Genomic DNA, 19958 nt, shown 5'->3' with positions numbered 1-19958 from the left:
ATTTCATATTTGAGAATCTACACTCCTACCGGCTCCTCCAACCGCATAGGCTCAATCCAGCGGCCGTCTTCGCGCATTAGCTCAATTAACTCATTCACGGCTAGTTCTTCGGGTACGGCTTTTTTGATGACATCCTGGCCGCGGTAGAGGGCAATTTTGCCTTTGCCCACGCCCACGTAGCCGTAGTCGGCGTCGGCCATTTCGCCGGGGCCATTCACGATGCAACCCATAATGCCGATTTTGACGCCCTTGAGATGGTCGGTGCGCTTGCGGATCATGGCGGTGGTTTCCTGGAGGTCGAAGAGGGTACGGCCGCAGCTGGGGCAGCTGATGTACTCCGTCTTGCTCATGCGCGTGCGGGCCGCTTGCAAGATGCCGAAGGAAAGCTGATTGAGCTGGTCGATGGTAGGCAGCCATTCTTCCTTGGCGCGCTCGGGTAGCAACTCGGTGCTGAGCACCACGCCGTCGCCGAGACCGTCGAGGAGCAGACCGCCGACGTCGGTGGCGGCGTAGAGCTGGGTTTGCTCGGACGTGAGCACCGGGTACTGGCGGTTGATAATGACCGGGTTAGTTACCCCATGATTGATCAGCCGGAAAAAAGCCCCCCGGAGTTCCGGCATGGCGTGGGCATTATCGGTGTAAAGGATAATGACGGCCGTGGAGTCGGCGCGAAGCTGGTAGAGGGCCGGCGGCGTGAGCGACTCCAGGTTCTGAAACACGAAGTTTAGCTCTGTATGCTGCGGGCCGGCGGTGGCGTATTCGGCCTGGGTGAGCACTGGGAAATGGTCGGCGCGGCAGCCGGCATCGATCCAGGCTTGGTAGTCTACTACTTCCTTCAGGCCATTGGGCAGCATAAACGGCACCGGGCGCTGACCGCTGTAGATATAGTCGGCGCCCAGGTCGTTCATCTGAAACTTGTCCAGAAACACCGAATACAACTGCCCCACGGCGCGCAAATCGGCATACTCCACCGACGACAGGCGCGAGATATCGACCATGACACGCGGCACATTTTGCCCCCCAAGGTTGAGCACTTCGCGCGTAATGCGGCGGTGATACTGAAATGGGTCAATGGGCACTTCCGTCACCGGCGCAATCGGTTTGGCTTCGGCGGCGCGGTTAGTGTAGCGGTCAATGAGGGCTTTGGCAACCGGTGCTTCGGCTTCGGGGGCTTCGGTAAGCGACACGCGCACGGTATCACCGATGCCATCTTCGAGCAATGTTCCGATGCCCACGGCCGACTTGATGCGGCCGTCTTCCGCTTCGCCGGCCTCGGTTACGCCCAGGTGCAGCGGGTAGGGTTGCAAACCCTCTTCGTCCAGCTTTTGCACCAGCAAGCGGTAAGCCTGCACCATCACCTGCGTGTTGGAGGCCTTCATGCTGAGCACCACATCGTAGTAATTCTCCTCCTCGCACAGCCGCAGAAACTCCAGCGCTGACTCCACCATGCCTAACGGCGTATCGCCGTAGCGCGACAAAATACGGTCGGACAAAGAGCCGTGGTTGGTGCCGATGCGCATAGCCGTGCCGTACTGCTTGCAGATCTGGACCAGCGGCCGGAACCGTTCGCGGATGCGGTTTACCTCGTCCTGGTACGTGGCGTCGGTGTACTCGATGAAGTCGAACTTCTTTTTGTCGGCATAGTTGCCGGGGTTCACGCGCACTTTCTCCACGATGCGGGCGGCCAGCTCGGCGGCGTTGGGCGTGAAGTGTATATCGGCAATGAGCGGCACATTGCAGCCGCGCTTGCGCAACTCCTTCTTGATTTCCAGCAGGTTCTGAGCCTCTTTCATGCTGGGCGCGGTGATGCGCACGTACTCGCAGCCCGCCTCTACCATGCGCAGGGTCTGCTCCACCGAGCCGAGCGTGTCCATGGTATCCACGGTGGTCATACTCTGCACCCGAATCGGATTTTTGCCCCCCAGCGGCACGTCGCCAATCTTGACTTCCCGCGAAAGGCGGCGCTGGTACTCGGTCAGGCTGGGGCAATAGGTTTTGTTCATCATTGGGGGGCAATTTTCTGGGGAGAAAACCAGCAGGGCGAAGGGAAAGTTGCGGAGCAGCAAAGGTACAAGCTACCGGCGGCTTCCCGGAGGGTTTTGAGGTTTAGCAATTATTGCGCTATACTCAATCAGCTTTTTACAAAGAGCGCAGCATCCCACATGAGCATCATTCGAACCGTTTCCACATTATCGGTCATGCAGAGCGCAGCGAAGCATGACGGCCTTTTTAATAGCTGACAAGCAAGCGCCGTGGCTAATTGTGTCGCGTCTCTACAACCGTGTAAATAGTACATTGCCACTTCCTACCTTGCCTACCCTTACTTCCACCTTCCTGCTCCTATGACCTCATTGCCGTACTCCCGCCGTCATTTTCTCCAAGTTGCTGGTTTGGGGCTGGCGGGGTTGCCCTTGGTACTCTCAAGCTGCGCGTCTATGATAACTGCCGAAAAAGCCCCCCAGAGCGCGAATGAGTACTTGCTGTACGTCGGGACGTATGCCAAGCCGGAGGAAGACAGCATTTTTCTGTACAAGCTGAATGTGAGCACCGGCGCGCTTACCCGCCTGGGCGCGACCAAAGCGGGCGCGAACCCATCTTACCTCACGCTCGACTCCCGGCACGAGCATCTGTACGCGGTTAATGAAACCACTGATTTTCAGGGCAAAGCCAGCGGTGCCGTCAGCGCGTTTGCTATTGATCAGAAAACCGGGGGCCTGGCTTTGCTGAATCAGCAGTCGGCGCTGGGGTCGGCTCCGTGCTATATCAGCCTGGATAGAATGAATCGTTATGCCTTGGTAGCCAGCTATCTGGGGGCAACGTGGGCATGCTGCCGATTGAGCCCAATGGCGAATTGGCTCCCATTGCCGATACGCAACAGCACACAGGTTCCGGCCCCCACAAAAACCAAAAAGCCCCCCACGCTCACTGCATCCTGCCCGACCCGGCCAACCGCTTCGTTTTCGCGGTCGACCTAGGCACCGATAAAGTATACGGCTACCAGCTCGATGCCAAAGAAGACGCTTTAGTACCTCGCGCTACCCCGGCCTTCACTGCTGCGCCCGGCGCTGGCCCTCGCCACCTCACGTTTCACCCCGGCGGACAGCTGGCTTACCTTATCAATGAGCTGAACTCTACGATTACCGCTCTGCGCTACGACGAAGGCGCCGGCACGTTTCAGGAAATCCAGACGCTCAGCACCTTGCCTTCCGACTTTACTGGGGAGAATTCCTGCGCCGACATTCACGTGTCGCCCAACGGTGAGTTCCTCTACGGCTCCAACCGCGGCCACGACAGCCTGGTGGTATACGCCATCGACATTCCCAGCGGCCGCCTCACGCTGGTTGAGCATGTGCCCACCCTCGGTCAGAAGCCCCGCAACTTCACCATCGACCCGACGGGCCAGCTTGTGCTCGTTGCCAATCAGGCCACCAACAACATCGTTACCTTCCGCGTTGACCGCGAAACAGGCAAGCTTACGCCCACCGGCAAATCAGTGCAGGTGCCAGCGCCCGTGTGTCTACAAGTGGTAGAGGATTTTACGCGGCGTAGTGCCTAAAAGCAAGTTTGCACATCGTCTTAGGAATTGGCTTCTTCTACCTGCAACATGATCTTGCCAATGTGTGCGCTGCTTTCCATTAGCTGGTGCGCGGCTGCAGCTTCATCCAAGGCAAATACTTTATAAATAACCGGCTTAAAAAGCCCCCCAGTCAGCAGGGGCCACACATTTTCCTCTACCGCAGCCGCCAGCGAAGCCTTGAACTCGGCGCTGCGGGGCCGCAGGGTACTGCCGGTGATGGTGAGCCGGCGACGCATGATTTCCAAGGCGTTGAACTCGGCTTTGGCGCCCTGCATGGCGTTGATAAATACGAGGCGGCCATCGTCGCGCAGCAGGCGCAGGTTTTTGGGCGTATAGTCGCCGCCTATCATGTCCAGCACTACATCTACCCCGCCTTCGGCTTGCAATTCGGCTTCGAAGTCAGCGGTTTTGTAGTTGATGCAGCGGTCAGCGCCCAGGGAAAGGCAGGCTGCGCACTTTTCGTCGGAGCCGGCCGTAGCGAATACCCGGGAGCCCAGCGCATGCGCCAGCTGAATGGCCGTGATGCCGATACCGCTGCTTCCACCGTGCACCAGCAGCGTTTCGCCCCGTTGCAGCTGTCCGCGCTGAAATACGTTGTGCCACACCGTAAACACGGTTTCGGGCAAGGACGCAGCTTCTATAAAACTCCAGCCAGCGGGCACCGGCAGGCAGTGGCGGGCATCCACCGCCACGTACTCGGCATAGCCGCCCACTGCCACCAGCGCACACACCGCGTCGTCTTTGCGCCAGCGCGTTACCGCCGCACCACACTCAGCTATGGTGCCGGCTACTTCCAATCCCGGAATTAGGCCTTCCACGCTGCCGCTACCCGCGTATTTGCCCTGGCGCAACAGCACATCCGGCCGGTTGACGCCCGCCGCGTGCACGCGCACCAGCACCTCGTGGGCGGCCGGCTGAGGCCGCAGCCGCTGCCCACTCTGCAATACTTCCGGCCCACCCGCCTGCGCGACGATAATGGCTTTCATGTGCTCTGATTTCATGTGTACTCCGTTTGTTAATTACCTGAAACGCCTCGTAAGAACGGCGTAGAGACGCCATATTTGGCGTCTCTACGCCGTTGCTGCTGGTGGTTTATCTGAATCTTCGATACCAATCGTTTAACGACGAGACGCCAAATATGGCGTCTCTACACCGCTAACGCACTTCCACTGCTTTGCGCTGTCCGTGCATCCATTTCGATCCAAATCCTGCCGTATCTTTTCGCTGTCTTGCGCTCCCACGTCGTCTGGGGGGCTTTTTTGAGTTGTCATGAAAAAAATAAACCTGTTTCCTACCATCTTCAGCGCCGCTCGGGCCACCGGGCTTCGCGCCTGGCAAACCGGTCTGCTGTTCCAAAAAGTAGCCCGCACCGCCCTCGATACGATTCAGGATGTACTGCGCGCCGAAATTAAGAATGGAAACGCGCAGCTTGTAGCCGATTTTCTGGCCGACAAGGCCCTGCCCGCCGCCAAAGCCCTCCTGCTCAAGCGCATGACTACCCGTTTGCTTATGCGCATTGGCCTGCGCGGGGCGCTGGCCAGCAGCGTTGTGGGCTGGATTCTGCCGTTTGTGCTGGAAAAAATGATTCAGGTGGGCGTCAAAACCGGCTTTTTTGAGAAGGTAAAAAACCACGACAGCGTCACGGATGCCCTGCATCGCCTGGACGAGCTGAAGCGCGCCGTCTGGAAAATCATTGCTCCCGATGCTGGCAGCGGTGCCGAGCTTCTCCCCGACGACGCCTCCATTCCTCCTGCTTTGCCGGCTCCCAAGCCGTAGTTAGCGCGACAGCCAGAAAACAAGAAGCTCGACTGCTTTCCAACAGGCTTTTACCGTAGTGCACGCCGCAAGTATTCTTATAGGTTTATATATCAGTTATTTACAAAAACACAAGATCGCGTTTAAGGGAATTTCTATCCTCCTGTAAAAATCCAAACCAATACCTGAAAGCCTGCTAAAAAAGCGAAAATCAGCTTGAAAAAAGCCCCCAAAACAACTATCTACTGGCAGAATATAGTAGATTTACCGCTCCGTGGTTCTTTTGCCATTTCGCACACTGGGCTGTCTATGAAAAAGCTGGTTATTTTCCTGGGATTACTAGCTTGGTCTGGGCAAAGTAGCCAGGCTCAAAGCGTTAGATCCAAAAAGGCTGCGCGCGCTGCCTCGCCTTCGTTGCGCGCCCTCGATAGCCAGAACGGGTTCGGCAAAGCCACGTTCGGCGACGATATAAGCAAGTTCCGCGACCTGGAGCTGGTCAGGACCGACCCCGCTACCCAGACCCAGTTCTATAACTACCTCACCGACAACCTCAAAGTCGGTTCTCATAGACTCACCGGCATCACCTACGGCTTCTACAAAGACAAGCTCTACTACATTGAGCTGCGTATGATGGGCGAGGCCAACTGCCGCGGCATCCGTGAGCTGCTCAGTGCTCAATATGGCCCTTCCAAGAGCCCCGGCCAAGCCCAAACCTCCTGGTGGCTCGGCCAGCAAGTGACCCTGCGCTACACCGAAGCGCCCGTGGGCTACGCAACCATCGTTCTGGGCAGCAACCAGTTAGCAGGCCAGCGCCTAGCCCAGCGTAAGGCTGCCGGTTTGCCAGCCGTATAAATCAGCTTATTTTGGTGTACTTGCCCTAGCGTTTCGGTCGTGGGGGGCAAATTTGTCTGCCTTACCAGAGTTATGGGTTACGGCACTTTCTAAGCCACTTACTTCTAGTCAGCTTGCCGATAGCAGGACTATTCCTGCTTACCTAGCCTTTCCCAGAAGATCGGCCTCCTACTTATCGCCTCATGCCCACAGAAATAGTTAACGGATTCGGTAAAGTTTATCTTACCATTGAGTACGATACCGTCAACCGCTGGGTCTATAATAATTGGATTGGCTACCAAACCTATATCGGTATTATTGCCGGCGCCGATGCGTGTCTGCACCCTCTTCAGGCTCACGCCTGCCCCTATTTGCTCAACGACAACCGGCAAGTAATTGGCCCCTGGGACCACGCCGTGGAGTGGATTGTCACGGATTGGGCGCCCCGCGCCATAGCGCAGGGCCTCACTCATTTTGCCCAAGTAGTTAGCCCCGAGTCAATGGCGGCCCTTTCAGCGGAGGCGATGCACATTGGCATCGGCGAGGGCCTGCAAATGCGCATGTTTGGTGATATACAGGAAGCGCGGGCCTGGCTGAAGGAAGCACGTGAAGAAGCAGGAATGAAGCAAGCATAGCCAATCTTTCATTGCGGGGAGAAAGCCATAGCATATAGTTACAGATCTGAATAACACTGAAAAAGCCGTTCCCTATTGGGGAGCGGCTTTTTCAGTGTTATGATAAGTAAGGCAAAAGGCTGCATTATATAGGTTCATTAACTAAAAGCACGCCTATGGAATGAGTTTATCAGTACGTAGCTGCGCAAACAAGTCGAAAAAGGAATCTTCGGTCGCCTGATATACCGTAAAGCCCAGCTTGCGGCTTTTCGACATATCCGTCATCACTTCAATCGGTCGGCCCAGGTCCAGATCAGTGTGCCAGGGAGAAGCCAGCTGGCTGAGTTCAGGCACATTTAGCTGGTAGCGAGCCGCCATCTCGCGCCACAGCGGCGCATCATTGGCCATTGCCGCTTCCAGCGGGTGCACAGTGCCGTCAAAGCCGGCGGCCTCGACTCCAAACCAGGCGGCCAGCCGCGGCCAGAGCCAGCTCCAGCGGAAGTAATCGCCGTTGGTAATGTTAAACGCCTGATTCCTGGCGGCTTCCGTCGTGGCCGCCCACACCAGCTGCTTAGCAATCACGCGGGCGTCGGTTACATCGGACAGGCCATTCCACTGCGCTTCGGAACCCGGCCACTGAAACGGCCGCCCCGTTTCCTTGCAGATACTGGCGTACACGGCCAGCGTGGTACCCATGTTCATCAGGTTGCCCACGGCCTGGCCAATAATGGTGTGCGGGCGGTGAATGCTCCAGCTAAAGCCATCGCGGGCCGCAGCGGCGTACACCTCATCTTCCTGAGCATAATAGAAATTCTCGATGGGCAATCGGGGCTGCTCCTCGCGCAATGGCGTTGGCGGCAGCGAACCAGCCCGAGCGTAGGAGTCAAACGGTCCGAGGTAGTGCTTGAGACCCGTGACCAGTGCCACATGCTGCACCGACTGCTTGGGGGCGAGGGCGTCCAGCAGATTGCGCACCATGGCGCCGTTCACGCGAATATTCTCGGCCTCGGTGTCCTGGCGCATCCAGCTGGTGAGAAAGACGTGCGTGGGCGCTACGTCGGCCAGGGCGGTAGCAAGGCTGGCCGGGTCGAGCAAGTCGGCAGCTACGGGACGCAGCCCGGTCACATCGTCTTTGGGAGTACGAGCCAAACCGTAGGTGGTCCAGCCCTGGGAGATCAGCTCGCGGGCCAGATTGCTGCCAATGATGCCGCTGGCACCAACAATTAAAGCGATTTTAGTCATAAGAATACGTACGGAAAAGCTGACCAAGGGTACGCAGCAGCCAGCAGCGGCAATCAACGGAAAGCTTTTGTACTCGCTGATTTCCCGACGGCTAAGGCGTTTCCAGGTCAAGCATACGTGCCGGCGCAGGGAGGATTTGTGCCTGGTTCATCTTATCTTTTCTTCATGACAGACAACGCCTTAGCCTCCCAATGGCCCGCCTTGCCGGCCGACTCCTGGACTGACACGCGCGAGACGCTGCACCGTTGGACCCAAATTGTGGGCAAAACCCGCCTGGCGCTGAGCCCGATGCTCAACCATTGGTGGCAGGTGCCGCTCTACGTCACGCCACGAGGCCTATCGACCGGGCCTATGCCTTACGCGGCGGGCAGCTGTGAGGTCGTATTCGACTTTAGGGCGCATCAGCTGCGCGTGCATACCTCCGACGGCCGCACCCACGAGCTGGCCCTGGAGCCCCGGTCCGTGGCCGATTTCTACCAGGCCTACCGCGGTCTGCTGCGCGAAGCCGGCATTGCGGTAAAGTTGTGGCCGGTGCCGGTGGAGATAGAAGACACTACGCCTTTCACCCAAGACCAAATTCATCGTGCCTACGACGCCCGCGCCGCGGAAACCTTCTGGGAAGTACTGCTGCGGGCCGATCAGGTGCTGCAGGAGTTCCGTAGCCGCTTTCGGGGCAAATGCAGCTCGGTACATTTCTTCTGGGGCAGCTTCGATTTGGCCGTCACGCGCTTTTCGGGCCGGCCGGCGCCTCCCCATCCGGGCGGCATCCCCCACCTGGCCGACTGGGTGACCCGCGAATCGTATTCGGAGGAGCAGATTGCCGCCGGCTGGTGGCCCGGCGGTAATGGGCAGGAAGCGGCCTTCTACAGCTACGCCTACCCTGGCCTGCCGGAACTCGCCAACGCGCCAATAGAGCCCGTGGGGGGCTTTTTTAATCAGGACATGGGCGAGTTTCTGCTGCCCTACGAAGCCGCGCGCACGGCTCCCGATCCGCGGCAGGCCGTGCTCCACTTTTTGCAAAGCACCTACGAAGCGGCGGCCACCCTGGCCCACTGGGACCGCGCCGCGCTGGAAAGAGCGTAACATTCCGGGCAGATTTGCCCCCCACGCAGGTGCTTAGGGGAATATTTCCTATTCTCGCTGACCGTACCAACCAAACTCCCCTCTATGTACAACCTGAAAATCATTACGGCCACCGTACGACCTAGCCGCAAGGGACCAATAGTAACCGAATGGGTGGCCGAAAAAGCGAGAAAGCACGGCGAATTCAACGTTGAGATACTGGACCTGCAAACCATCAATCTGCCCCTGATGAATGAGCCCCATCATCCGGCCCAGCAGAAGTATGAACACGAGCACACGAAGCAGTGGAGCGCCAAAATCGCGGAGGCGGACGCCTTTATTTTCGTGACGGCCGAATACAACTTCAGCTACCCCGCGCCCCTGCAAAACGCCCTCGAATACTTGGTGAAGGAATGGGGCTACAAGGCGGCCGGCATCGTCAGCTACGGCGGCGTATCGGCCGGCACGCGGGCCTGGAATGCGCTCAAAAACGACCTTTCCTCGTACCGGGTGGTGCCGCTGGTGGAGGCCGTTAATATTCCTTTTTTCACCGAGTTCATTCAGGATGATCACCTGGCACCAAACGACATCTCGGAAAAAGCGCTCGACGCGATGCTCCGGGAATTAGCCCGCTGGACGAAAGGATTGAAAAGCATCCGTGAAAACCAGTAAACGGCTTGCTTGCTGATTGCTGGGGGCTTTTTTGGTCGGTTACACAGTTTCAATCAACTCTTAGACGCCACGCATTCCAAGCCACCAGCACAAAAAGTCGGTAGCACCCAGCCGCTATGAAATCAGGGGCGCGTGGGGCAGTGGTTCGCTATTCTAAGAGGTGGCGCGCTCCAGATGCCAGGTGGTCTGGGCCACGTGCAAACTGCGCAGCATAGCGCTTTTCTTGCGCTGGTGGCCCTGCATGCGTCGCAAAATGCTGTCGAGGGTTTGTACCGCCTGCACCACGCGGGGGCCTTTATTAAGCATCACACACTCGGCCCGGTCGCTCATGGCCGCGTCCGTCACCTCGGCCCGCGACGGCAAGCCGCCGCTGGCCAGGCTTTCCAGCACCTGCGTAGCCCAGATTACGGGCACATGGGCCGCTTCGCAGAGCCACAGGATTTCTTCCTGCACCTCGGCCAGCCGCTCAAACCCACACTCCACGGCTAGGTCGCCACGCGCTATCATCACGCCGCAGCTGCCCGCCTGCATGGCGCTGAGCAATAGCGCCGGCAGCTCTTCAAAGCCGCGCTGGGTTTCAATCTTGAGAATAATAGCAACGGCGCGCTCCGTCAGGCGGGACAGGTGCTGCTGTAGCTGCTCTACCTCGGTGGCCTTGCTCACAAACGAGAGGCCGACCATATCGGCGTGCTGGGCCACAAAAGCCAAATCTTCTAAGTCTTTCGCCGTAAGCGAAGGCAAGGATAAGTTACTGTCGGGCAGGTTTATGCCTTTATCGTTGCGTAGCTTTTCGCCTTTTGCCCGGGCCTGAGTGATGCGCACGTGCAGTATATCCGGCTCCACGCGGTCGACGATGCCGCCGATTTTGCCGTCGTCAAACCAGATACGCTCGCCCGGCTTTACGTAGTCGAGCACTTCGGGCAGCGCGCAGCCGATTACGGCCGGTGCCAGAGCGGTACCGGGCATCCCGTCGGCTACGGCAGCAGGCAGCGCGCGGCGCGTCAGCTGCAGCTCATCGCCGGGGCGAAGCAGTAAAAACGAATCTGATGGGGGCAGCTCCTGTAGCGTGGCTTTCGCCTCGGGGCCCCGAAAGCGGGTGCTGGGCACCAGATAGGCCGTTTTGCGCAGCTCGGCCCAGCATCCTTGCTCATTTGTGCTGCGTACGCGCAGCTTGCGTTTGTTGCCCCTTGCATCCCGAAACCGAACGGCATTGCCGGGGCTTAGCTGCCGCAGCCACGCCTGGGGGAAGAACAAGCGCACCGTCCCGCTCGCCAGCGCCGCCTGCGGTAGCTCCTTACTGGTAAGCCAGAGGCGGGCCGGGGTCAGCACCCGCCCGAATTCGTCGCGCACGGGACTGATCCGCAGCACGGCCGGTGCCGGGGGCAGGCCGGTGGTGCGGAGCTTCGCGCCCCCCAAATCCATACAGATCTTGCAGGACCTGCCTACCTCCTGCTCGGCCTGGCGCAGGTGGTCAATCATTTGCTGCCAGGCCGCCCGGTCATCATGCGCGCAGTTGATGCGCACGCAGTCCATGCCCTGGCGCAGCAAATCCCGCACAAGCGCGTAATCTGTGGCCGCCTCGCCGGGCAGCGTGACCATAATACGCACGTCGCGCGTGGCGGGCACCGGCCCCAGCACGGCCTCACTGTGCTCGGCCAGCAAACGCCCCCCACTCGTGAAGTCCGGGGCAATAGCATCGGCAGGAAGCGGATGAGATGTGCCGGGCTGCGCCAGCTCGTGCAACACGGCCAGCACGGCGTCCACGCTGGCCAGGGCATGAGCTTCGGCGCGTCCCAAAGACGAAAGCCCGAGCGCTGCCAGCCGCTGCTGCAGGGGGCGCAAATCGTGGCGGCGCAGCGCCAGGTAGTGCAGCAGGTTGTGGGCACTCACCCGAAACGTGGGGTGTACCTGCGCCAGCCGGCTCCCGGCCAGCTCGGTTCCGCTCACCATATCCTGGCGCAGGCTGGTCAGCTCGCTCAGCAGTTCAGCTATTTGGGTGCCGTAGCGGTCGGCAAAAAGCAAGGATGCGGGATGGTCGGTCATAGCCAGCAGCAAAAAAGCCCCCCATGTACCGCCGCGCGCATACTTTGCCGAGAGCCACTGAACGAAGTAGGTTAAGGCCGCATGGATAGCCTTAAAACACAAGTTATTATTTTATTAGTTTAATTTTCTGGCTAGCTTAGCTTTCGAGGCCGCCCCAGCTCCTACTGCTCTATCTCTTACGCATTTAGCCAAAAGGGCGCGAGCCACGGGCGCTTTATTTAATTCGCTTCACTTAAGCTATTTCACCCTGAGAAAGCCGTCAAAGCAGTCTGGGGGCAAATCTGGTAACCAGTGCTTCTTCGACCATGGGATACGCTGCTACCCATCCGCTCAGATCTGGTTTCCTCAGAGGAACTCCCCTCCTGCTGGCGCTGCTGGCAACGGCGTGCGGCGAGGAATCGACCAGCCAAAAAATCAGCATCGACGGCTCCAGCACCGTATTTCCTATCACGGAGGCGGTGGTGGAAGAATACGCGCGGCAACATCCAAGGGCGCGGATTACGGTGGGCGTGTCGGGTACCGGGGCGGCTTCCAGAAGTTCTGCCGCCGGGAGATTGACCTAACCAACGCCTCGCGGCCCATCACCGACCGCGAAGGCCAGGACTGCCACCGTCAGGACATCGATTATCTGCCCCTGACAGTGGCCTTTGATGGATTGGTGGTGGTGGTGCACCCCAGCAATACGTGGGTAAAGAGCCTGAAAGTGAGCGAGCTGAAGAAAATATGGGAGCCGGCAGCCCAGCACCGCATCATGCGGTGGAACCAGATTCGGCCGGAATGGCCGGCGGCCGAAATCCATCTGTTTGGGGCCGGCACCGCCTCTGGCACCTACGACTATTTCACTCAGGCCGTCGTGGGCCAACGCCATGCCAGTCGGGGCGATTATACGGCCAGCGAAGACGATAACGTGCTGGTGCAGGGCGTCTCCACCGATCCGCTGGCGCTGGGTTTCTTTGGCTTTGCCTACTACGAAGCCAACCAGGCGGCCCTCCGGCTCGTGCCCATCGACGACGAGCAGCCCCATAATGGCGCCGGGCCGATAGTACCCACCGTCGAAACCGTTAAAAACAACACGTACGCGCCCCTGTCGCGCCCCTTGCTTTTGTACGTGAGCAGCGTGGCCGCGCGCCGCCCCGAGGTGCAGGCCTTCATTCGCTTTTACCTGACCCAGGCCCCAGATCTGGCGCGTGAGGTGGGGTATATTCCGTTGCCCGCCACGGAATACCGGCGCCAGCAGGCCCGCTTCGACGAGTTTGTAACCCAACAGCGGTAACCGCCTCACCCATTCTTTCTGCCAGCCATGAAACAGCGAGAACGCCTCATCGAAGCCCTGCTGGCGCTGAGCGCAGGTATCAGCGTACTCACCACGGGGGGCATTATTGTGATGCTGGCCGTGGAAGCGGCTCATTTTTTCCGGCAGGTGCCGCTGGGCACGTTTTTGACTGATACGCAGTGGACGCCCCTATTTGCTGACAAGCATTTCGGTATTCTGCCGCTGGTGTCGGGCACCTTGCTGACCACGGGCGTGGCCATTGCCGTGGCCCTGCCGCTGGGCCTCATCATTGCCATCTACCTCAATGAGTATGCGACTGTTGGCTTTCGTAATGTCATTAAGCCGCTGCTCGAAGTTCTGGCGGCGGTGCCCACCGTGGTCTATGGCTTTTTTGCCCTGACCGTGGTTACGCCGTTTTTGCAACGACTGATACCCGGCATGGCCGGATTTAATGCCCTGTCGGCGGGCAGCGTGATGGGCATCATGATTCTGCCCCTAGTTTCTTCGCTTAGCGAAGACGCGCTGACGGCCGTGCCCCGCTCTTTGCGCGAAGCCTCCTACGCGCTGGGCGCCACGCGTCTGCAAACGGCCATGCGGGTAGTGGTTCCGGCCGCTTCGTCGGGCATCACGGTATCGGTGATACTGGCCATTTCCCGGGCGGTCGGCGAGACGATGATTGTAGCCATTGCGGCCGGACAGGAGCCTCGCCTGACGGCCAATCCGCTGGTGCCGGTCGAGACCATAACCACCTATATCGTGCAGGTCAGCTCCGGCGACGTGGCCTACGGCACCCTGGAGTACGACACCATTTTTGCCGCCGGCATCACCCTCTTTGTGCTTACCCTGGTGCTGAATAACGTGGGGTACTGGTTCCGCCAGAAATTCCGGGAACAATATGAGTAACATGACCCGCAACCGCCTGCTCGACGGCGCCTTCCGCGCGGTGGGCCTGTTGGCTACCTTGCTTGGCTTGCTGCTGCTGGCCGTTTTTCTGCTCGATATTCTGCGCACGGGCCTGAGCCGCCTCAGCTGGCAGTTTTTGAGTGCTCTGCCTTCGCGCTTTCCTGAGCGGGCCGGCATTTACACGGCCCTACTGGGCACCGTCTGGATTATGGTGCTCACCGCTCTGATTGCGGTGCCGGTGGGTTTGGCAGCAGGCGTTTACCTGGAGGAGTATGGCCGCAAAAGTCGCTGGTCGGCTTTGCTCGAAATCAATATTACCAACCTGGCCGGGGTGCCGTCGGTGATTTATGGCTTGCTGGGGCTCAACATCTTTGTTCGCTTTCTGCGCATGGGCAGCAGCGTGCTGGCCGCCAGCTGCACGCTGGCCCTGCTCATCCTCCCTATTCTCATTGTAGCCACCCGCGAGGCCATCCGGGCCGTACCCAAAACGCTGCGCGAAGCCTCGTTTGCGCTGGGCGCAACGCGCTGGCAAACAATCTGGTACCAGGTCCTGCCGGCCTCTATGGGGGCATTCTTACGGGAATTATTCTGGCCTTGTCGCGGGCGGTGGGCGAAACGGCCCCGCTGCTCGTGCTGGGGGTGCTGGCCTACGTGCCGTTTGCGCCAAAAAGCCCCCTGGACGAGTTTTCGGCGTTGCCCGTTCAAATATTCAACTGGATTTCGCGCCCCCAGCAGGCATTCGGAATCAACGCCGCCGCCGCTATTATTGTGCTGCTGCTCATTACGTTTGGGCTGAATGGCCTGGCTATATTCCTGCGTAACCGCTGGCGGCGGCACCTGCCGTAGCTTCTCAAAAACGTACCTTGCCTGATGCCCGAACTGGAGGTTGAACATGTGAGTGTGTACTACGGCACGAACCAGGTGCTGCAGGACATATCTATGACCATGGAAGCCCATACGGTGACGGCCTTGATTGGTCCTTCGGGCTGCGGCAAATCCACGTTTCTGCGGCTGTTCAATCGTATGAATGACTTCATCAGCGACTTTCGTCACGAGGGGAGCATTCTCATTCAGGGCCAGGATATATATGCCCCCAGCAGGCCGTAGAGGAGCTGCGCAAGCGCGTAGGCATGGTGTTTCAGCGACCGAATCCGTTCCCGAAAAGCATCTACGACAACGTCACATATGGGCTAGTGCTGCAGGGCGTGCGCAGCAAGGCCGTGCTCGATGAGGTGGTCGAAAAATCGCTGCGTCAGGCCGCGCTCTGGGAGGAAGTAAAAAACGATCTGCGCAAGTCGGCGCTGGCTTTGTCGGGGGGCAGCAGCAGCGCCTGTGTATCGCGCGGGTGCTGGCCGTGGAGCCCCGTATTCTGCTCATGGACGAGCCGGCCTCGGCCCTGGACCCAATTTCCACGGCCAAAATCGAGGAGCTGATTTATGACCTGAAGCAGCAATACACCATTCTTATCGTGACGCACAACATGCAGCAGGCCGGCCGCGTGAGCGATAAAACGGCCTTCTTCAACTACGGCCACCTGATAGAATACGATGATACGGGCCGGCTTTTCACTCAGCCCAGCCACGAGCAGACGCAGAACTACATCACGGGCCGCTTTGGCTGATTTCATGGTTAGCGTCAGCCGCCGCAGTCAGCAGGGCTTCCACCATCTACTACCAAAATGGCTCACTTAGCACTTGAAATTCAGCAGCTTAAACAGGAGGTTCACGCCATGTGGGGGCTGGTACTGGAGCAGCTGCACCGCAGCCAGCGGGCGTTGCATACGCCTGATTCGGCGCTGGTGAAGGAGGTGTCGCGGCAGGAAAAGCGCATCAATGCCGGGGAATTGAAAATTGAGCGGCACTGCGAAAGCATCATCGCCCTGCACACGCCGGTCGCCATCGATCTGCGGTTTGTGCTGGCCGTGCTGAAAATCAACACCAGTCTGGAGCGCGTAGGCGACGCGGCCAAGGCCATGGCCCAGTTTGTTCGGCGTTTTGTGCTGAAGGCCGAGGAAAAATTTGATCCTCATTTGCTGGCCATCAGCCGCCTAGATGAGATGTGCCGGGAGGCCACGATGCTGCTGGAAATGGTTCAGGGGGCTTTTGAGCAGGAAGACAGCCAGCTGGCCCGGCGCATGTTCAGGGAGGTGAAAGTGCTGGCCGACAACAATGTACAGGCGCACTCTGCCCTAGCGGCCTATATTCAGGATCATCCGGAGCAGGTGCAGCAGGCTCTGCAGATTCTGCTGCTCGTGCGTAAGCTCGACCGCATTGGCGATGAGGCCAAGAATATTGCGGAGGAAATCATCTTCTACCTGGAGGCGCAGGTGTTGCGCCATCGGTCGGGCAAGCACCGGGGCCAGTAGCTACCTTAGTTGAGGCGGAAGTTTTTGAGGTTTTTGGGTAGCAATGGGTGTTTATCCATCACTATGGCCTGCAGAATGGCCAGCGTGAGAACCACCAGCAGGGCGATTTTGACCTGACTGAGCAGCGTGACTTGTCCATCGGCTACTGCCGAGCCGCGGGAGAGCTGCTTGCCCACCTGGAGCTGAATCTGGGTGAGGCGGCTCACATCCGCATGAATGCGGTCAAACTGCGCAGCCAGCTCTTGGGTTAGGGCTGCGGAGGTGGGCGCACCCGCGCGCAGCAACTTAGCTTCCAGCAGGTTATAGCGGGTGAGGCTGGCCTTCACGGACTGAAATACCTGATCTTCCTCGGCCACCATGTAAGTGGCCTCGTAGCTGCGCAGCAGGGAGTCAATTACCTGGTTGTGACTGGCCAGCTGAGCCTGAGTGTGGCGGGGGCTTGCCTCGGCCGGCGCGGCCAGATGGGTTTCCAGCAGCTGTCGCTTGGCATACATACGGTCGTTGAGTGCAAATAAGCCCGCGGCAGGCTGGAGTCGGTCCTGATAGAGGGAGGCGACGGCGGTGTTCATGTCGTGCAGCTGACGGGTTTCCCACAGGCTGCTGCCAACCATCGTCAGCACGATACCGAGAAACAGAAACGCCAGCTTGGTTTTATGGTGAATTCCGGACAGCATATTCATGGGGTGGGGCTTTGGGAACGAGGAGGGAAAATCATTATAAGATAATAATAAAAGGGCAAAGCATGCGCATTCTTGTGCATGCTTTGCCCTGATGCTCAGCAGGAAGGCACGCCCTGGGGGCCCCGAAGAATTGCCTCACGGCTGGCGCAGAGGCTACTTCTTCGTCTGTGCCGAGCCTGCCCAAGCGCCGTAAAAAGCGTATAGTGGAGGCAGCGCCCGGAAGCACGACCTTTTCCCTACATTCACCCTGGCCCAGGATTCTCTCCGGCCTGTTTCAAACTTTCCTTCAGCACGCTTCTTATATCCGTATGACGGCCGAACACGAACGATTGGCGGCGGCCCCGACGGCCCGCGCCCCTTGGCGCCGCTGGGGGCCTTATTTATCGGAGCGCCAGTGGGGCACGGTGCGCGAAGACTATTCGGCCGACGGCCAGGCCTGGCAGCACTGCACCCACGATATGGCCCGCTCCTTCACCTACCGCTGGGGCGAGGACGGCCTGGGGGCATTTCCGATGACCAGCAGCTGCTTTGCCTCGCGGTGGGGTTGTGGAACGGGCACGACCCCATTCTGAAAGAGCGCCTGTTTGGGCTGAGCGGCCCGGAGGGCAACCACGGCGAAGATGTAAAGGAGGTGTACTACTACCTCGACAACGTGCCCACGCACTCGTACATGCAGCAGCTGTACAAGTATCCGCAGCACGCCTTTCCCTACGAGTTGCTGGTGCAGGAAAACGCCCGCCGGGGTCGCCACGAGCCCGAGTTTGAGCTGCTCGATACGGAGGCCTTTCACGAGAATCGCTATTTCGACGTGTCCATTGAATACGCCAAGGCAGCTCCCGACGACATCCTGCTGCAAATCACGGTGCACAACCGGGGGCCCGTGGCGGCCACCGTGCACGTGCTGCCCCAGCTCTGGTTTCGGAATACCTGGGCCTGGGGCCTTAACGACTACCGCCCCCAGTTGGCCGCCGAGCCGGCGGGCGGCGCTATTGCGGTGCATCATCATAAGCTGGACGAGATGTGCCTGTACTGCGACCAGGAGCCGACGCTGCTCTTCTGCGACAACGAAACAAACACCCAGCGCCTCTACAAAACGCCCCCCATGGCGCCAACAGCGTATTTTAAGGATGGCATCAATGATTACCTGGTGCACGGAGCGGCCACTATCAATACGGCGCAGGTCGGTACTAAGGCGGCGGCCCACTACCCGCTTACTATTTCGGCCGGCGCCTCGCAGTTGGTGCGCGTACGGTTGGGACCGGCTGGGCAAACGCAACCTTTCGCCGACTTTGATCAGCTTTTGCAGCAGCGGCGCCAGGAAGCCGACCAGTATTACGCCGTCGTGCAGGCCGCGCTACCCAGTGCCGACGCTCGCCGCGTGCAGCGGCAGGCCTTTGCCGGTATGCTTTGGAGCAAACAGTTTTATTACTACGATGTGCCGCAGTGGCTGGAAGGCGATCCGGCCACGCCTCCCCCGCCCGCCCAGCGCCAACACGGCCGCAACGCGTGCTGGCCGCATCTGAACAATGCCGACATCATCTCGATGCCCGACAAATGGGAGTACCCCTGGTACGCGGCCTGGGACCTCGCTTTTCACTGCCTGCCCCTGGCCCAGCTTGACCCCGAGTTTGCCAAGCACCAGCTGCGTTTGCTTTGTCAGGACTGGTATATGCACCCCAACGGCCAGCTGCCGGCCTACGAGTGGAACCTAAGCGACGTGAATCCGCCCGTGCATGCCTGGGCCACCTGGCGCGTGTACAAGATGTGTCAGAAGCACAGCGGCGGCCCCGGCGACACCGACTTTCTGGCCACGGTGTTTCACCGCCTGTTGCTCAACTTTACCTGGTGGGTGAACCGTAAAGACCGCAGCGGCCGCAACATCTTTGAGGGGGGCTTTTTAGGACTGGATAATATTGGTTTGTTTGACCGCTCGGCCCCACTGCCTGGGGGTAGCAGCCTCGAGCAGGCCGATGCCACCAGTTGGATGGCCATGTACGCCCTCAATATGATGCGCATGGCCTTGGAGCTGGCCCGCACCAACCCGATTTATCAGGATCTGGCCAGCAAGTTCTTCGAGCATTTCCTCTACATCGCCGGTGCCATGACCAACATGGACCAGGCCCACAAGGACCTCTGGGACGAGGAAGACGAGTTTTACTACGATGCCCTCCACACCCCCGGCAATGGCCTGCAGCTGCTGAAAACCCGCTCCCTGGTTGGCCTGATTCCGCTCTTTGCGGTGGAAGTGCTGGACGACGAGCTCCTCCAATCTTTACCCCAGTTTGGGACCCGGCTCCGCTGGTTTCTGGAAAACCGGCCCCAATTGGCCAGTTTGGTGTCGCGCTGGCATGAGCCGGGCCGGAAAGCCACGCACCTGCTTTCCCTGCTGCGCGGCCACCGCATGAAGTGCCTGCTGGCCCGGGCCCTCGATGAAGCGGAGTTTCTGTCGGAGTACGGCATCCGCTCCCTGTCCCGCTACCACCTGGATCACCCCTATGAATTTCACTGCGCCGGTCAGGACTTGGTAGTGAGCTACGAAGCGGGCGAATCGTCAACGAGCATGTACGGGGGTAATTCCAACTGGCGGGGGCCAATTTGGCTGCCGATCAACTTCCTGATCATCGAGTCGTTGCAGCGCTTCCACCACTACTACGGCGACGATTTTCAAGTGGAATACCCTACCAGATCGGGCCAGTACTGCACTCTGCTTCAAATTGCTGATGCGTTGAGTGCGCGCCTAACCCAGCTGTTTTTGCGCAACGAAGCGGGCATCCGGCCGGCCCTGGGCGCTGACGAGCGCCTGCAGCAGGATCCGCACTTCCGCGACTATCTGCTCTTCCACGAATACTTCCACGGCGACACCGGCCAGGGCCTGGGCGCCAGCCACCAAACCGGCTGGACGGGCCTCATTGCGAAGCTGTTGCAGCCCCGCGCTTAACGA

At 59.3% G+C, this 19958-nt stretch carries 14 protein-coding genes and 3 pseudogenes; 12 read left to right on the top strand and 5 right to left on the bottom strand.

Features of this window, described 5'->3' with window-relative positions:
- Positions 1–17 precede the first annotated feature (17 nt).
- Entirely contained in the window at positions 18–2003 is a 1986-nt protein-coding gene (gene ispG, locus H9L05_RS16340; protein ID WP_187734306.1) for a (E)-4-hydroxy-3-methylbut-2-enyl-diphosphate synthase, read from the bottom strand.
- Positions 2004–2342: 339 nt separating this feature from the next.
- On the opposite strand from ispG, the pseudogene H9L05_RS27000 reads away from it, so the two are divergent.
- A pseudogene (locus tag H9L05_RS27000) lies at positions 2343–3556 on the top strand (beta-propeller fold lactonase family protein).
- Positions 3557–3576: 20 nt separating this feature from the next.
- On the opposite strand, the gene H9L05_RS16330 reads toward H9L05_RS27000, so the two are convergent.
- A complete protein-coding gene (locus H9L05_RS16330; protein WP_187734305.1) occupies positions 3577–4563 on the bottom strand; it encodes an NAD(P)H-quinone oxidoreductase in 987 nt (328 codons plus the stop codon).
- A 283-nt stretch (positions 4564–4846) separates the two neighbouring features.
- Here H9L05_RS16330 and H9L05_RS16325 point away from each other — a divergent pair, with 283 nt between their 5' ends.
- The 3 genes from H9L05_RS16325 to H9L05_RS16315 all read left to right on the top strand — a co-directional run bounded on the left by H9L05_RS16325 (position 4847) and on the right by H9L05_RS16315 (position 6798).
- Positions 4847–5353 carry a hypothetical protein gene (locus H9L05_RS16325; protein ID WP_187731828.1) on the top strand — a complete coding sequence of 169 codons (507 nt, stop codon included), beginning with the start codon at positions 4847–4849 and terminating at the stop codon, positions 5351–5353.
- A gap of 288 nt (positions 5354–5641) precedes the next feature.
- Entirely contained in the window at positions 5642–6184 is a 543-nt protein-coding gene (locus H9L05_RS16320; RefSeq protein ID WP_187731827.1) for a hypothetical protein, read from the top strand.
- A 182-nt stretch (positions 6185–6366) separates the two neighbouring features.
- A complete protein-coding gene (locus H9L05_RS16315) occupies positions 6367–6798 on the top strand; it encodes an STAS/SEC14 domain-containing protein (RefSeq protein WP_187731826.1) in 432 nt (143 codons plus the stop codon).
- Positions 6799–6951: 153 nt separating this feature from the next.
- Here the strand turns inward: H9L05_RS16315 and H9L05_RS16310 are convergent, their stop codons facing one another.
- Positions 6952–8019 carry an SDR family oxidoreductase gene (locus H9L05_RS16310; protein ID WP_187731825.1) on the bottom strand — a complete coding sequence of 356 codons (1068 nt, stop codon included), beginning with the start codon at positions 8017–8019 and terminating at the stop codon, positions 6952–6954.
- Between the two features lie 165 nt (positions 8020–8184).
- Here H9L05_RS16310 and H9L05_RS16305 point away from each other — a divergent pair, with 165 nt between their 5' ends.
- Together H9L05_RS16305 and H9L05_RS16300 are read left to right on the top strand one after the other, a co-directional pair.
- Complete coding sequence (locus H9L05_RS16305) at positions 8185–9102, top strand: DUF5996 family protein (protein ID WP_187731824.1); 918 nt, start codon at positions 8185–8187, stop codon at positions 9100–9102.
- Between the two features lie 84 nt (positions 9103–9186).
- Positions 9187–9753: an NADPH-dependent FMN reductase gene (locus H9L05_RS16300; protein WP_187731823.1), complete on the top strand. Its 567-nt coding sequence runs from the start codon at positions 9187–9189 to the stop codon at positions 9751–9753.
- 153 nt (positions 9754–9906) lie between these two features.
- On the opposite strand, the gene H9L05_RS16295 is transcribed toward H9L05_RS16300, so the two are convergent.
- A complete protein-coding gene (locus tag H9L05_RS16295; protein ID WP_187731822.1) occupies positions 9907–11796 on the bottom strand; it encodes a pyruvate kinase in 1890 nt (629 codons plus the stop codon).
- 385 nt (positions 11797–12181) lie between these two features.
- On the opposite strand from H9L05_RS16295, the gene H9L05_RS16290 reads away from it, so the two are divergent.
- The 5 genes and pseudogenes from H9L05_RS16290 (at position 12182) to phoU (ending at position 16337) form a co-directional block, all read left to right on the top strand.
- Positions 12182–13069, top strand: a complete 888-nt coding sequence (locus H9L05_RS16290; RefSeq protein WP_223284513.1) for a PstS family phosphate ABC transporter substrate-binding protein — start codon at positions 12182–12184, stop codon at positions 13067–13069.
- 27 nt (positions 13070–13096) lie between these two features.
- Positions 13097–13972: a phosphate ABC transporter permease subunit PstC gene (pstC, locus tag H9L05_RS16285; RefSeq protein ID WP_187731821.1), complete on the top strand. Its 876-nt coding sequence runs from the start codon at positions 13097–13099 to the stop codon at positions 13970–13972.
- Positions 13965–14768, top strand: a complete 804-nt coding sequence (gene pstA / locus H9L05_RS16280; RefSeq protein WP_223284512.1) for a phosphate ABC transporter permease PstA — start codon at positions 13965–13967, stop codon at positions 14766–14768. The genes pstC and pstA overlap by 8 nt, the downstream gene beginning before the upstream one ends.
- Before the next feature lie 74 nt (positions 14769–14842).
- Positions 14843–15593 (top strand): annotated as a pseudogene (pstB, locus tag H9L05_RS16275) (phosphate ABC transporter ATP-binding protein PstB).
- Between the two features lie 57 nt (positions 15594–15650).
- Complete coding sequence (gene phoU / locus H9L05_RS16270; protein ID WP_187731820.1) at positions 15651–16337, top strand: phosphate signaling complex protein PhoU; 687 nt, start codon at positions 15651–15653, stop codon at positions 16335–16337.
- A gap of 5 nt (positions 16338–16342) precedes the next feature.
- Here phoU and H9L05_RS16265 read toward each other — a convergent pair whose 3' ends face one another.
- Complete coding sequence (locus H9L05_RS16265; RefSeq protein ID WP_187731819.1) at positions 16343–17017, bottom strand: MCP four helix bundle domain-containing protein; 675 nt, start codon at positions 17015–17017, stop codon at positions 16343–16345.
- A gap of 308 nt (positions 17018–17325) precedes the next feature.
- Between H9L05_RS16265 and H9L05_RS16260 the strand changes: the two are divergent.
- Positions 17326–19955 (top strand): annotated as a pseudogene (locus H9L05_RS16260) (MGH1-like glycoside hydrolase domain-containing protein).
- The last annotated feature ends 3 nt before the right edge of the window (positions 19956–19958 follow it).

This window comes from Hymenobacter qilianensis (assembly GCF_014489555.1).
Lineage (GTDB): Bacteria > Bacteroidota > Bacteroidia > Cytophagales > Hymenobacteraceae > Hymenobacter > Hymenobacter qilianensis.
The sequence above is the reverse complement of the archived record's forward strand: the minus strand, read 5'-3'. Positions and strand labels throughout refer to the sequence as shown.